10 protein-coding genes and 1 pseudogene are annotated in these 14,106 nt (G+C 69.3%); 7 read left to right on the forward strand and 4 right to left on the reverse strand.

The genetic code is table 11. From position 1 onward, the window contains the following. Nucleotides 1-29: 29 nt before the first annotated feature. Nucleotides 30-1,412 (forward strand): FAD-binding oxidoreductase, encoded by a 1,383-nt coding sequence (locus ACOCEP_RS36315; protein WP_482334145.1) that lies wholly within the window; start codon nt 30-32, stop codon nt 1,410-1,412. 23 nt (nt 1,413-1,435) lie between these two features. After that, entirely contained in the window at nt 1,436-2,698 is a 1,263-nt protein-coding gene (locus ACOCEP_RS36320; protein WP_482334146.1) for a class I SAM-dependent methyltransferase, read from the forward strand. 5 nt (nt 2,699-2,703) lie between these two features. Here ACOCEP_RS36320 and ACOCEP_RS36325 read toward each other — a convergent pair whose 3' ends face one another. Together ACOCEP_RS36325 and ACOCEP_RS36330 are read right to left on the reverse strand one after the other, a co-directional pair. Beyond that, nucleotides 2,704-4,311 (reverse strand): thiamine pyrophosphate-binding protein, encoded by a 1,608-nt coding sequence (locus ACOCEP_RS36325; RefSeq protein WP_482334147.1) that lies wholly within the window; start codon nt 4,309-4,311, stop codon nt 2,704-2,706. Continuing rightward, nucleotides 4,308-5,084, reverse strand: coding sequence for a cyclase family protein (locus tag ACOCEP_RS36330; RefSeq protein WP_482334149.1), 777 nt, complete (start codon nt 5,082-5,084; stop codon nt 4,308-4,310). Before ACOCEP_RS36330 ends, ACOCEP_RS36325 begins: the two co-directional genes overlap by 4 nt. Before the next feature lie 94 nt (nt 5,085-5,178). Here ACOCEP_RS36330 and ACOCEP_RS36335 point away from each other — a divergent pair, with 94 nt between their 5' ends. Next, a complete protein-coding gene (locus ACOCEP_RS36335; protein ID WP_482334151.1) occupies nt 5,179-5,655 on the forward strand; it encodes a GNAT family N-acetyltransferase in 477 nt (158 codons plus the stop codon). 292 nt (nt 5,656-5,947) lie between these two features. Continuing rightward, nucleotides 5,948-7,193: pseudogene (locus tag ACOCEP_RS36340) on the forward strand (HNH endonuclease signature motif containing protein). Nucleotides 7,194-7,751: 558 nt separating this feature from the next. Here the strand turns inward: ACOCEP_RS36340 and ACOCEP_RS36345 are convergent. Further along, a complete protein-coding gene (locus tag ACOCEP_RS36345; RefSeq protein WP_482334153.1) occupies nt 7,752-8,615 on the reverse strand; it encodes a sigma-70 family RNA polymerase sigma factor in 864 nt (287 codons plus the stop codon). A 9-nt stretch (nt 8,616-8,624) separates the two neighbouring features. Beyond that, nucleotides 8,625-9,539, reverse strand: coding sequence for a glycoside hydrolase family 16 protein (locus tag ACOCEP_RS36350; RefSeq protein ID WP_482334155.1), 915 nt, complete (start codon nt 9,537-9,539; stop codon nt 8,625-8,627). A gap of 121 nt (nt 9,540-9,660) precedes the next feature. Between ACOCEP_RS36350 and ACOCEP_RS36355 the strand changes: the two genes are divergently transcribed. From ACOCEP_RS36355 to ACOCEP_RS36365, 3 genes are read left to right on the forward strand one after another with little or no spacing between them, the layout of a single operon-like run. Next, nucleotides 9,661-10,371 (forward strand): GntR family transcriptional regulator, encoded by a 711-nt coding sequence (locus ACOCEP_RS36355; protein ID WP_482334156.1) that lies wholly within the window; start codon nt 9,661-9,663, stop codon nt 10,369-10,371. Between the two features lie 52 nt (nt 10,372-10,423). Continuing rightward, the gene (locus ACOCEP_RS36360) at nt 10,424-13,819 is read left to right on the forward strand and encodes a TM0106 family RecB-like putative nuclease (protein ID WP_482334157.1); all 3,396 of its coding nucleotides are present in this window, start codon (nt 10,424-10,426) and stop codon (nt 13,817-13,819) included. Beyond that, nucleotides 13,816-14,106, forward strand: a complete 291-nt coding sequence (locus ACOCEP_RS36365; protein ID WP_482334159.1) for a hypothetical protein — start codon at nt 13,816-13,818, stop codon at nt 14,104-14,106. The genes ACOCEP_RS36360 and ACOCEP_RS36365 overlap by 4 nt, the downstream gene beginning before the upstream one ends.

Genomic DNA, 14,106 nt, shown 5'->3' on the forward strand with positions numbered 1-14,106 from the left:
CAGGCGGTTCCGTGGGGCACGATGAACCGATGGCGAGCGACAGCGGTATCCGGGAGACGGCGCGGCTGGTCCGGTTCGCCGAACACGAAGCGCGCGCCGAAACGCTCCGCGCGCGGCTCGCGGATCTCCACGGCACGATCCGGCTGGCGAAACGGACGTCGAACCTGTTCCGGGCGCGGACGGCGACCACCTCACCGGGTCTGGACGTCTCGGGATTCACCCACGTGCTCGACGTCGATCCCTTGGCACGGACGGCGGACGTCGAAGGCATGGTCACCTACGAGCAGCTGGTGGACGCGACCCTGCCCCACGGGTTGATGCCGCTGGTCGTGCCGCAGCTCAAGACGATCACGCTCGGCGGCGCGGTCACCGGCCTCGGCATCGAGTCGTCCTCGTTCCGCAACGGGCTCGTGCACGAGTCGGTGCTGGAGATGGAACTGCTCACCGGTGACGGCAGGATCGTCGTCGCGCGGCCCGACAACGAGCACGGCGACCTGTTCCGCGGCTTCCCGAACTCCTACGGGACGCTCGGCTACGCGCTGCGGCTGAAGATCGAACTGGAGCCGGTCAAACCGTACGTGCGGCTCGACCACGTCCGGTACGACGACACCGACGAGTACGTCGCGGCCCTCGGCGAGGCCTGCCGTGACGGATCGGCCGACTTCGTGGACGGAACGGTCTTCGGGCCGGGCGAGCAATACCTGACCCTGGGCACGTTCACCACCTCGGCGCCCGCGACCAGCGACTACACCTGGCTCGACATCTACTACAAGTCGATCCGCTCCCGCGGGACGGACCATCTGAGCGTCCGTGACTACCTGTGGCGCTGGGACACGGACTGGTTCTGGTGCTCGCGGGCGTTCGGCGTGCAGCACCGGCTCCCCCGGCTGCTGCTGGGCAGGCGGCTGCTGCGGTCGTCGGTCTACTGGAAGGTCGTGGCGCTCGACCGCCGGTTCGGGATCGCCGCGAAACTGCTCAAGCTGCGCGGGCTTCCCCCGGAGGAGACCGTCGTCCAGGACATCGAGGTACCGCTCTCGCGGGCGGCGGAGTTCCTGGACTTCTTCCGCCGCGAGATCCCGATCAGCCCGGTGTGGATCTGCCCGCTGAAGCAGCGGCCGGGCGGCGTGAACACCCCGCTGTACGAACTGGACCCCGAAACGCTGTACGTCAACTTCGGGTTCTGGTCCGCGGTCCCGCTGGACCCCGGCGAGGCACCGGATACGCACAATCGGCTGATCGAGGCCGAAGTGACGCGGCTCGGCGGGCGGAAATCGCTGTATTCCGACAGTTTCTACACCGAAGACGAGTTCTGGCGGCTGTACAACGGCGACGCCTACCGGAACCTGAAGTCGGCCTACGACCCCGACGGCCGCCTGCTCGACCTGTACGCGAAATGCGTGCGGCGGCGGTGACCCGGGCCGGAAGAGAGACGACCATGGCTGAGACGACGACCGTCGGCGAGATCTTCGAGCGGTTGCTCGGCCCGAGCACCGAAGTGTCCATCACCGCCTACGACGGCAGTACGAGCGGGCCAGCCGGCGCGACCGTGTCGATCCGAGTGCGGTCGCCGTTGGCGTTGACGTACCTCGTGTCGTCCCCAGGCGACCTCGGTCTCGCACGTGCCTACGTCGCCGGCGCGCTCGACGTCGACGGCGACCTCTACACGGCGTTGCGCGCGCTCGTCTCCCAGGTCGATCAGCTCAGTACCGCAGACCGGCTGTGGCTGCTGCGCGAACTCGGGCCCACGCATCTGCGCCGGGTCGCCCCGCCCGCCGAAGAACTGCCGAGCCGCCTCAAACGCACCGTCGACGGGCTGCGGCACTCGAAAGCGCGCGACAGCAACGCGATCTCCAACCACTACGACGTTTCGAACCGGTTCTACGAACTGGTCCTCGGGCCGTCCATGGCCTACACCTGCGCCGCGTATCCGTCCGCCGACGCCTCGCTGGAGGAGGCACAGGCGCACAAATTCGACCTGGTGTGCCGGAAACTCGGCCTCCGGCCGGGGATGCGGCTGCTGGACGTCGGCTGCGGCTGGGGCGGGATGGTCGAGCACGCCGTCGCGAACTACGGCGTCGAGGCACTGGGCGTCACCCTTTCGCGCGAGCAGGCGCAATGGGCGCAGAAGGACATCGTGACCAAGGGGCTCGCGGACAAGGCCGAAGTACGGCACCTGGACTACCGCGACGTCACCGAAACGGGTTTCGACGCGGTTTCGTCGATCGGGCTCACCGAGCACATCGGCGCCCGCAACCTGCCGTCGTACTTCCGTTTCCTCGCCGGGAAACTGAAGCCGCACGGGCGATTGCTGAATCATTCCATCACCAACCCGGACACCTCGGTCGCGCACCGGTCGCGCGGGTTCATCGACCGGTACGTCTTCCCCGACGGCGAACTCGAGGCGGTCGGGGAGATCACCACCGCGATGCACGACAGCGGGCTCGAGGTGCGGCATGCGGAGAACCTCCGCGAGCACTACGCCACCACCCTCGGCGCGTGGTGCGCCAACCTCGACGCGAACTGGGACGAGGCCGTCGCCGAGGCCGGTGCCGGGCGGAGCCGCGTCTGGGCGCTGTACATGGCCGCGTGCCGCCTCGCCTTCGAGCGGCGGGAGATCGAACTGCACCAGGTGCTCGGGGTGAAGGTCGGTCCGGACGGTGACTCGGGCATGCCGCTGCGCCCGGACTGGGGCGTTTAGCGGACTCAATGCCGGAAGGCTTCGGCGAGCCACCACGAGCCGCCGTCGTCGGCGATCTTGGCGTCGACGACGAGCGGCGCGTCCCGTGGCCCGTCGAGCCATTCCTCGACGGCGGCCAGGTCTTCGACCGACCGCACGGTGACACCGGCGCAGCCGAAACCGCGGCCGATCGCCGCGATGTCGGTGTCGGGGAACCGGACCGTGGTCATGTCCGCGTCACCGAAATGGTGGATCTCGGCGCCGTACGCCGCGTCGTTGTACACGATCACGACGAGCGGGATCCCCAGCCGCACGGCGGTTTCCAGCTCGGAGACGGCCATGTGGAAGCCACCGTCACCGACTCCGAGCACCGGCAGCCTGTCCGGACGGGCCAGTGCCGCGCCGATCGCCGTTCCGAGCCCGAGCCCGATACTCTGGAAGGCCTGGGTGAAGCAGAAGCCGTTCTCATCGGGGACGGACAGATACGCGCTCGGATAGCCCATGAAGTTGCCGGAGTCGACCGAGACGACGCGTTCTGCGGGCAGGATCTCGTCGAGACGTCGGCTGAGCGTGCGCGGATCGATCCTCCCGCCGCCGGATAGGTCGTTATACGGCAGGTCGGCCCATCGTGTGCCGGTTCGGCGTCTCTGGGCGCGATGGCCGCGCCTCGCGAGTTCGGCGTGCACGTCGACGGCCGTGCTGGTGACGTCGCCGACGACGCCGAGGTCGATCGGCCGGTGCGCGCCGAGCGCCGCCTGTTCGACGTCGACCTGGACCAGCCGGGCGTCCGGGCCGAGCAACGTGCCGTGCCGGGTGGTCCACCCGTTCAGCGCACAGCCCCAGCCGAGCACGAGGTCGGCGCCCCTGATGAAATCCGCCGCCGACGGCGACGAAAAGCCGCCCGCGATCCCGATCGAGAAGGGATCGTCGCGGAAGAGGCCATGCGCCACCGCCGAAGTCGCCAGCAATGCGCCGGACGCTTCCGCGAGCGCCTTCAGAGGTGCCGCGCTCGCCCGGGCACCGCGGCCGGCGATGAACACCGGCCGCCGTGCTTCGACGAGAAGGTCGGCCAGTGTCGCGACCGCCTCGGCGTCCGGCCGGATCGGCGCCGGACCGGGGATCTCCGGGATTCGGACCGCTTCGGGCGCCTCCTGGGCTTGGACGTCGAGCGGCAGATTGAGCAGGACGGTCCGGCGTCGCTGCACCGCCGTCCGATAAGCGCGGACAGTGTCGGCGACCGCGGTGCGCGGGCCGTGCACGCGTTCCGGCACTGCGCCGACCGCGGCCGCGAGCGCGTCCTGGTCCACCCGGAAGTTCGACAGCACCGCCGACGCCGCGGTGTCGCCGGCCAGGACGACCATCGGTGTCCGGCTCTTGGCGGCCTCGGTGATCCCGGTGAGCGCGTTGGTGAGCCCGCAGCCCTGGTGGAGACTCAGCACGGAAACACGGCCGCTCATCCGTGCGTACGCGTCGGCCATGCTCGCCGCGCCGCCCTCGTGCCGCGCGGCGACGAACCGCGCCCCGCCGGACCGTAATCCGTTGGTGGCCTCGAAATTCCCGCTGCCCACCACCCCGAACGCGGCGTCCACCCCGAGCCCCGCCAGCGTGCGGCCGACCAGCTCCGCGACGTTCACGCCCGTTCGACCAGCGCGTACACCCTGGCGGGGCTGCCGGAACCGCCGACGATCGGGAGCGGGCTGACGACCAGCAGCGATCCGGTGGGCGGCAGGCTCGCCAGGTTCCGCAACTGGGTCAGGCCGTGTTTTCCCGCGCCGAGCAGGAGTTCGTGGCAGGGGAAGGCCGGTTCGAGCGCCAGCGCCTGCCCGGCGTCCGTGCCCACGGTCTCCACCCCGAACCCGGTGATCGGCGCCTCCTCCGCGAGCCAGCGGGCACACTCCCCCGAGACGCCCGGCGAATGCGGGCCGTTCTCGTCGTTGTTGAGGAAGGCCTCCTGATCATGCGAACGGGCGTCCCAGCCCGTGCGGTAGAGCAGCCAGCCACCGTCGGGCAGCGGCCCGTTCACCCGCTCCCACTCACGGATGTCTTCGATGGACAGCAGGAAATCCGGATCCTCGGCGGCGCGGGCCGTCACGTCGAGCACCACGGCGGGGGCGACCAGCGTACGCAGCGGCACCTCGGACACGTCGTGGCCGTCCTTTCCCGACACCCAGTGCACGGGAACGTCGAGATGGGTCCCGGTGTGCTCGCCGGTGTGGATGTTGTTCCAGTACCAGCGCGGCCCGCGTTCGTCGTAGCGGCTGATCTCCTCCAGGCCGAACGGGATCGTGTTCGCGAACGGCTCCGGCAGCTGGAGGATCGGGGTGCTCGCGCTCAGCGGGGCGGTGAGGTCGACGACCCCGATCGTGCCCGTGGTGATCGCGGTGTTCAGCTGGGCCAACAACGACATGCGTGCCTCCCGGGGTGACTGCGGCGTCCTCGTCACCTTAGGCGGGTTTCGGGTTTGATGGCTGTCTGGGACGTCGCCGAGGACGGAGGAACCGATGGTCGAGGTAGCACTGCGGTCGGTCGAGGATCGTGACCTGGACGCCTTGTTCGAACTGATGCGTGACCCCGAGTCGGTCCGGATGGCCGCGTTCATCGCCAGGGACCCCGACGACCGCGAAGCGTTCGACCTGCACATGGCGCGGTTGCGGACTTCTCCGGAGCTCATCCTGCGCGCGGTGACGGGTGACGGCCGGTTCCTCGGCACCATCGGCAGGTTCTTCGTGGAGGGCGACGCCGAGATCACCTACTGGATCGACCGCGCGGTCTGGGGGCGGGGAATCGCCAGCCGCGCCCTCGCGCTTTTCCTCGACGTGGTCCGGGATCGTCCGTTGTACGCCCGCGCCGCCAGCGACAACCTCGGTTCTGTTCGGGTGTTGCGGAAGGCGGGCTTCAGTGTTGTCGGTACCGAGGTCGCCTACGCTTCCGCTCGGGATGGGGAGATCGAAGAAACCGTGCTGCGCCTTGACCTTTGAGGGCAGGTCAGTTCGATTCGCCGCTTCTTACAATGACTTGTTCGCCGGCGAGGTGTTCGGCTCTGGCCTTGATTGGTCGATCACGACAGGCTTCTCGGACGAGCAGACGATCAAGATCGTACGACGGTTGCAGCGAACGATCGGCCGAACGCTCCATCGTCTCGGTGGTTGAGCGACTTGGTGGTAGTGACTGTTCCAACTATCACATGTCGTCACATCTCCAGAACGCGAAATCAATTCTCAAACAATCTTCATATTCGCACAGGTGTTCGATTCCTGGTATTCTTGTGGGGTGTCCAGCCAACGCATCCTCGAACCGCCACAGGAGTTGTGGCGTGCCGGTGCGCGCGAGCTCGCGCATGGGGTGGTCGAGCGGTTGTCGGTGGCGCGGCAGGCTTTGGCGGAGGTCGGACAGTACCTGGTCGAGATCGAGTCCCGTGGTCCGATGGAGTTGTTCGGGCATGGTTCGACGGCGGGCTGGTTCGCCGAAACCGCCCGCATCACCCCGAAAGAAGCCCGCGACACCGTGACACGCGCGCTGGCGCTGAACGAGGGCCGCAACCTCGACGGCACCCCCGCCCCCGCGTTCGCCCCCATCGCCGGGGCCGCCGCCGCGGACGGGGATCTCGGGCACCAGCAGCTCGACCCCATCCTCACCGTGCTGAAGAACATTCCCGCCGACGTCTCCACCGACGACCGGACCGGCGCGGAACACATCCTGGTGAACCTCGCCCGCCACGCCGGACCCCAGGAGATCACCAACGCCGGCGCCGACCTCCTGGCGCATCTGGACCCCGACGGCAACGAACCCAAAGACGAAGACCTCAAACCACCCTCACGCGAGGTCCACCTCCGCAAACGCGACGACGGCTGGTGGCGACTCAACGGCCTGCTGGACCCCGAATTCGGGGCCCGCGTGAACGCCCTGTTCGACACCTGGGGACAACGAAGACCCACCGACCAGGACGGCAACCGCGACCCCCGCACCCCCGGGCGAACGCCACGGCGACGCCCTGTTCGACGCCATCCACTACGCCATGACCAACGACAAAGCCCCCACCCTGTCCGGGGACCGCACCACCATCGTCGTCACCATCCCCCTGGAAACCCTCACCTCCGGGCTCGGGGCGGCCTGTGTGGACGAGGTCACCCAGATCACCGCCCGCCACGCGCGGATGCTCGCCTGCGACGCGAAAATCATTCCCGCCGTCCTCGGCTCCGAGAGCGAACCCCTCGACATCGGCCGCGCCACCCGCAGCGTCACCCCCACCCAACGACGAGCACTGAACCTCCGCGACCACGGCTGCGCCTTCCCCGGCTGCCACCGCAAACCCAAACACTGCGAAGCCCACCACATTCTCCCCTGGGGCCAACACGGCGACACCGACCTCGACAACCTCTGCCTACTCTGCCGCTACCACCACATGGTCATCCACGGACAATCCGGCTGGAAAGTCCAGATGACCAACCGCCGCCCCGAATTCATCCCACCCCAATACCTGGACCCACTACAAACACCACGCCACAACCACCGCTGACCCCGAAGAGCCCGCCGCACCACCAGCGACGGGCCCTTCGGCATGCCCGGAGAACGACGCGGTCCGTTTTCACTCCCCGGGAAACACCCCCGCACACTTCGCGTGCCTCGCTCAGTTGAACCACGTACCGAACATCGAACTCTCCGACCGCCCCGCCGGCCACTTCCCGAGGTCGACGGCCTGCGCCTCGGTCGGCAGACAGATGTAGTCGATGACGGCCCGAGCGCATTGAGCCGTTGAAAACCCGCTGCGCCGTCATGTGCGTTGTCGCGATAGATGCCCAGAAGCCGGATAGGAATCCTCGGACTGAGCGAGCCGATGATTCTCTTCCGACCTTCCTGCTGTATCGCCAGCGGCGACCTGTCGATCACGGAGAACTCATCGAGGATCGTGTCCGCTCACCCCGGAAGCGGAGCTCGCCGATTCCTTCGTACTCCGTCAGCGACGGTGTCCGTGCTTGGCACCGGAAGTCATCGACCCAGTACAGCTGGACCGCATTCGCGGATCTCAGCCCACCGACGCGTCCCCGCGAAGTCATCACACCCTTCGCGACCCGGCTCAGTCCACCAGCACCAGATCCAGCCCCCGCAACCGTTCCCGATCCGCGATGACGTCGATCTCGCTGATCTTCCCGTCCACGAAGGCGAACGTGAGGACCACCGAAGGCCGTCCTTCGTCGGCCATCACGAGCCCGATGCCGCCGTTCACCAGCGCGAGCTGAGTGACCGCCGCCCGCACCGACGCGGCCGCTGCGCCGCGAGCCACCACGCTGGCGCCACGCAGGAAGATCGGCTCGCGCGAAGGGCCCGCCGCCTTGTCCGCGCGGAGGGCGACGTCGGGGTGCAGAAGTTCGAGGAGCGCCGCGAAGTCGCCGCCGCGGGCCGCGGTCAGGTAGGCGTCGACGACCTGGCGTCGTCGCGCGAGGTCCGGTTCCGCGGCAATCGGGCGTCCCTGGACACGGCGCCGGGCGCGGCTCGCGAGTTGCCTCGCGGCGGCCGGGGTGCGGTCGATCAGCGGGGCGATCTCGTCGAACGGGACCGCGAACATGTCGTGCAGGACGAACGCGAGCCGTTCGGCGGGGGCCAGCGTGTCCAGGACCACCAGCATCGCCAGCCCCACCGAGTCGACGAGCTCCGCGTCGGCGGCGGGATCGACCGCGGAGTCGGCGGGCTCCGAAAACGCGGCGTCGAGTGGTTCCTCCCGCCGGTGATCGCGCGAGCGCAGCACGTTCAGGCACACCCGCGCCACCACCGTGGTCAGCCAGCCGCCGAGGTTTTCGATCTCCGCCGCATCGGTGCGGTCGAGCCGCAGCCACGTCTCCTGGACGGCGTCTTCGGCCTCGCTGACCGAACCCAGCATCCGGTACGCCACCGCCCGCAGCCTGATCCGGTGTTCCTCGAAACGCTCAGTCAGCCGATCCACGGCTCATATCTAACAGCCACCGAGGTCGTCGGCGAACCGCACGCCCGAGGACCGGTACGACGCGGCCCGTTCGGCGGCGGCCTGCGGAGTCAGGACCTCGTTCTTCGCGTAGTAGACCCAGTCGACCTGTTCGAGATATGTGCTCGTGCCGCCGCTGTGCTGCGTGAGGTCGATGAACCACTGGTTCACGTTGAGGGACATGTTCTGCCGCGGGTACACGTCGAACGGCCCACTCCGGTCGTGGTCGGCCACCAGCGCGCCGTCGATGTGGTACCGCACATGGCCGTCGGACACGGTCGCGACGACGGAATGCCAGCCATCGATGCTGCGGCGCTGGCTGGCGCTCTTGTTCTCGGCGTACCACGGATCCGGCGTGTACGTGTGCCAGCTGGTCTGGAAGTTCACCGGCCCCGTCTCGCCCCAGCCGCCGTTGGGCAGGTACTCCGAGAAGTCCAGCTCGCTGTAGATCGGGTCGTTGTCGTAGCGGAGCGGGCTGATGGTGAAGAACGTCTGGTTGATCCGGTCGCCGTCGGGGCCGGACGCCGGCGCGTCGGAGAAGCGGATCCGGGCGGCGTAGGTCCCCTCGAAGAACCGCCGGTCGGGTTGCATGATCTCGGTCTGCGTCGTGCCCGCGGGCGTGCCGTCGGTAGTGGAGGCGAGTTGCAGCACCTTGTCCCCGCCGGACACCGGGAACGTGATGCCCTCCGGAGCCCAGCGCGCGCCGCCGACACCGGGGCCGCCCGCACCGGAACGCACCTGCCAGCCGTGTTCGGCAAGGAGACCGTCGGTATGCGAGCCGTAGTGGAAGTCGTCGAACAGTGCCCCGCAACCGGCCACTCCCGAAGCGGCGTCCGGAGCCAGAGCCAGTGCGGTGACCGATAACGCCGCGACGGCGGCGGCTCGGAACTTCCCCGTGTTCGACATCGTCGTCTCCTTTACCACTGGTCAGTTTCTTCCACCGTCACCCGCCGAAGTGGTAAAGTCAATAGGTCTAGACAACTTGTCCGCCAGCCAATTCACGTTGACCACTGGGTAGGCTGTGGTCATGCGGCGAACTGAGGTCAAGGACCGGCTACGCCAGCTCATCGAGCGGCGCCAGCCGGGCGAGGTCCTGCCTTCGGAACGCGCTCTGAGCAGTGAAATCGGCGTTTCGCGCCCCACGCTGCGAGCCGCGATCGACGAACTGGAGCGCGACGGTCTCGTGGTCCGCGAGCACGGCCGCGGCACCTTCACCGCTCCGCGCAAGATCTCCCAGGACCTCGTTCCCGCCACCGGCGGCGAGCAGTTCGCCCCGCCCGCCGAAGGGCACTGGACCAGCCGGGTGATCGACTTCGCCACCACGCCGGCGGGCGCCCGGCTCGGCAAACGGCTCGAAGTCTCCCCCGGCCACACGCTGGTGGCGGTCACCCGTGTCCGCGTCGTCGAAGACGCGCCGATGGCGATCGAACGGATCCTGGTCCCCCGGGACATCGTGCCGGACATCACGGCCGCGGGCTTCGAGTCAGGTTCGTTCTACGAACTGCTCCGCACGCGGTACGAGACCGTCCCGGCGACGGCCGTGCAGATCATCGAACCGACCGTCACCGACGCCGACGAATCCGGGCTGCTCGGCGTGCCGCTGCACTCACCCGCGCTGCTGTTCGAGCGCACGACGCGTGACGCGGGCGGCCGCGTGATCGAGTTCACCCGCTCCCTCTACCGGGGCGACCGCTACCGGATCACCTCGCATCTGAAGTTCGACCACACCTCGGGCTGACTCCGGCGCGCCGGGGCCGTCCATCCGGGAGTCCGTGCGAGACTCCCGGGCGATGTACACCCCGTCCGATCTCGCCGACCTGCTCGAATGCGAGCACCGCAGCCTCCTGAACCAGGCGCTGGCCGCCGGTCTCCCGGGAGCGCCGCGGCCGGGCTCCGGGCCGGATCAGCTGGCGGTCACGCACGGGCGCGCGCACGAGGCCGCGACGCTGGACAAGCTGCGCGGCGAGCGGAGCGCCGTCGTCGAGATCGACGAACGCGACCCGGTCGTCGCCGCGAAGGCCACCGAAGAGGCGCTGCGGGCGGGTGCGCCGGTGATCTACCAGGCGGTCTTCCACGACGGCGAATTCTCCGGCCGCGCCGACTTCCTGATGCGGGACGACGAAGGCCGCTACGAGGTCTACGACACCAAGCTGGCCAGGCACGCGAAGCCCGCCGCGGTCGTCCAGCTGACCGCGTACGCCGACGCGCTGCGCCGGGCAGGCTGGCCCGCCGGGCCGCGAATGCACCTGTTGCTCGGCGATCACAGCACACGTTCGTTCCGCGTGGACGACTTTCTTCCGCTCGTGGATCGGCTCCGCGCCCGGCTCGAGAACCGGCCGCCCACTCTGCCGGTCCAGCTCTGGGCCGACGAGCGGCCGGCGTGCGGCGGCTGCTCCTACGCCGCGCACTGCGCGAGCGCCCGCGAAGCCGACCGCGATCTTTCGCTGGTCGCGGGGATGCGCGGCGATCAGCGGCGCAAGCTCGTCGCCGCGGGCCTCGGCACCATCGACGCGCTCGCGGCCGCCGCGCCGGAGGACCGGCCGCGCGACATCTCGACGACGTCGTTCACCACGCTGCGCGCCCAGGCCGCGATCCAGGTCCGGCAGGACGCCACCGGGCAGATCGCCTACGAGGTCATCGATCCGGACGCGCTGGCCGAACTCCCGCCGCCCGCGCCCGGCGACGTCTTCTTCGACATGGAAGGCGACCCGTACGCCTTGGCGGGTGAAGGGCTCGAATACCTCTTCGGCGCCGTGACCGCCGAAGACGGCACGAAGTTCACCCCGTTCTGGGCGCACAACCGGTCGCAGGAGAAACGGGCCTTCGAGGAGTTCGTCGACTTCGCCACCGCGAGGCTCGCGGAACATCCCGGCTCGCACGTCTACCACTACGCGCCGTACGAGGTCACCGCGATCAAGCGCCTCGCCGCCGTGCACGGGACGCGGGAGGACGCCGTCGACCACCTGCTGCGCAGCGGCGGCCTGGTGGACCTGTATTCCGTGGTGCGCAAGGCACTCCGGGTCTCGCAGCGGTCGTACTCGATCAAGTACCTCGAACCGCTCTACATGCCCGAGGCCCGCGACGGCGACGTCAAGACGGCGGTGTCGAGCATCGAGGCCTACGAGGAGTACCTGACGCTCACCGCCTCCGGCGAGACGGAGCACGCCGACGAGGTACTGCGCGGGATCAGCGACTACAACGAATACGACTGCGTCTCCACGCTGCGGCTTTTCGAATTCCTCCACAAAGTCCGCGTGGACGAAGGGATCGAGCTCGCCGAGCCGCCCGAAGAGTCCGATGTGGACGCTCTGCTCCGCCAGACCGAAGAGGACGTCGCCGCCCAGAAACGTGCCGAACGCGCCGCGCAGCTGGCCGCGCTGGTCGATCCGCTGCTGGACGGGCTGCCCGACGACCCCGCGGAGTTCACCGGTGAGGATCGCGCCCGCGCGCTGCTCGCCGCGTCCGTCGGCTACCACCGCCGCGAGACGAATCCGGCGTGGTGGGAGTACTTCCGTCAGCTGGCCGCGCCGCTCGGCGACCTGGAGACCGACAACGCGTGCACCGTCCCTGTCTCGTTGGAGGCCGGGGAATGGGTGCCGCCTTCTGGTCGCGTCCGCAAGGCGAAACGCTCGCTGGTGCTCCGCTGCGACCCGGACCGGCCGCATCCCTTCGCCCCCGGCGACGACGTCCGCCTGCGGTACGGGGCGGCCGCGCGGGACGCGAAGGTCGTCTCGGCCACCGCCGTCGAGCTGACCCTGGAAGAGAGCTGCCCGCCCGACGAGACCACCGCCGACCGGCCGGTCGCGGTGCTGCCCGGGAGCCCGGTCCGGCCCTCCCCCAAGGACGACGCGGTCGCGGATCTCGCCCGCCTCGTCGTGGACACGCTGCCGGCGCTGCCCGCGCATCCCGGCGTCGACCTGCTCAGGCGTGCGACGCCGCGGCTGCGCGACGATCGGAACCTGCCCGAACCCGGGCCGGACCTGGTGAACACGGTGATCGAGGCCGTCGAGGCGCTCGACGGTTCCACGCTCGCCGTCCAGGGCCCGCCCGGCGCGGGCAAGACGTACCTCGCGGGCAGGCTGATCGCGAAACTCGTGCGCGCGGGCAAGACCATCGCCGTCACCTCGACCAGTCACAAGGCCGTGGAGAACGTGCTGTCCGCCGCGCTCAAGAACGCGCCGGACCTGCCGTGCGCCAAACGCGCCAAGCGGACCCCGGATCCGGCGGCGCCGTGGGAGCAGCCGAAGACCAATCCGGCGCTGGTGAAATGGCGCGAGGAGCACGACACCGGCCATCTGGTCGGCGGGACGGCCTGGACCTTCGCGAACGCGGCGATCCGGGAAGAGCCCTTCGACCTGCTGATCATCGACGAGGCGGGGCAGTTCGCCCTCGCCGACGCGCTCGCGGTGTCGACGTGCGCCAAGAATCTCCTGCTGCTGGGCGACCCGCAGCAGCTGCCGCAGGTCGTGCAGGGGACGCATCCCGCGGGCGCCGAAGCTTCCGCGCTCGGGCATCTGATCGGCGAGGCCGACATCATCCCGGCCGAGCTCGGGTACTTCCTCGACGAGACCCGCCGTATGCATCCGGCCGTCTGCGCGCCGGTGTCGCGGCTGTCCTACGCGGGCCGCCTGCACTCCCATCCTTCGGCCGCCGAGCGGGCGATCGACGGTGTCGAGGCGGGCCTGTATCTCGCCGAGGTCGATCACCACGGCAACACGACGCGGTCGGTCGAGGAGGCCGAGGCTGTCACGGCCCTCGTCGCCGAACTCCACGGCCGTGCTTGGACCGATCACGGCGAGCCCCGGCCGCTCGGTGACGAGGACATCCTGGTCGTGGCGCCGTACAACCTGCAGGCCAGGGTCGTGGCGCGCGCGCTGGACCAGGCCGGGCACCCCGGCGTCCGGGTGGGCACCGTCGACCGGTTCCAGGGGCAGGAGGCGCCGGTGGTGATCACCACGATGACCTCGTCCTCGGCGGTCGACCTGCCGCGTGGCCTGGACTTCCTGCTCTCCCGCAACCGGCTCAACGTGGCGCTCTCACGCGCTCAGGCGCTCGCGATCGTGGTCTGCTCGCCACGGCTGGTCGAGGCCGACATCCGCACGGTCGACCAGATGCGGCTGGTTTCGGGCATGCTCGGGTTGATGACCGAAGCCGTGCCGTGGCACGCAGGACGGAGTGGACGATGACCGAGAAGAACCCGGACAAGGAAATCCTCGACGCCGAGATCGTCGAAGAGTCCCCGACCGCGCCCGTCGAGGTCCCGGAGCCGGATTACAGCGAGGGCGGCGTGCCCTCGTTCGACCACGTGCGGGACCGCATCGAGCAGCGGTACACGACGTCGCTGGGTTCGACCGAGCTCGCCGGGCTCGGCGGCAAGGAAGACGTCGCGTCGCTGGACAAGAAGATCGCCGACCGCGACAAGGCCGCCAAGGACAAGCTGGCCGAGATCCGCCGCGCGATGCGGGAACAGTGA

The sequence above is a fragment of the Amycolatopsis sp. CA-211722 genome, from assembly GCF_056828465.1.

What these genes read in the sequence shown, in the direction of transcription:
- ACOCEP_RS36315 (WP_482334145.1), top strand. Translation starts at nt 30, where the DNA reads ATGGCGAGCGACAGCGGTATCCGGGAGACGGCGCGGCTGGTCCGGTTC.
- ACOCEP_RS36320 (WP_482334146.1), top strand. Translation starts at nt 1,436, where the DNA reads ATGGCTGAGACGACGACCGTCGGCGAGATCTTCGAGCGGTTGCTCGGC.
- ACOCEP_RS36330 (WP_482334149.1), bottom strand. Translation starts at nt 5,084, where the DNA reads ATGTCGTTGTTGGCCCAGCTGAACACCGCGATCACCACGGGCACGATC.
- ACOCEP_RS36335 (WP_482334151.1), top strand. Translation starts at nt 5,179, where the DNA reads ATGGTCGAGGTAGCACTGCGGTCGGTCGAGGATCGTGACCTGGACGCC.
- ACOCEP_RS36350 (WP_482334155.1), bottom strand. Translation starts at nt 9,539, where the DNA reads ATGTCGAACACGGGGAAGTTCCGAGCCGCCGCCGTCGCGGCGTTATCG.
- ACOCEP_RS36355 (WP_482334156.1), top strand. Translation starts at nt 9,661, where the DNA reads ATGCGGCGAACTGAGGTCAAGGACCGGCTACGCCAGCTCATCGAGCGG.
- ACOCEP_RS36360 (WP_482334157.1), top strand. Translation starts at nt 10,424, where the DNA reads ATGTACACCCCGTCCGATCTCGCCGACCTGCTCGAATGCGAGCACCGC.
- ACOCEP_RS36365 (WP_482334159.1), top strand. Translation starts at nt 13,816, where the DNA reads ATGACCGAGAAGAACCCGGACAAGGAAATCCTCGACGCCGAGATCGTC.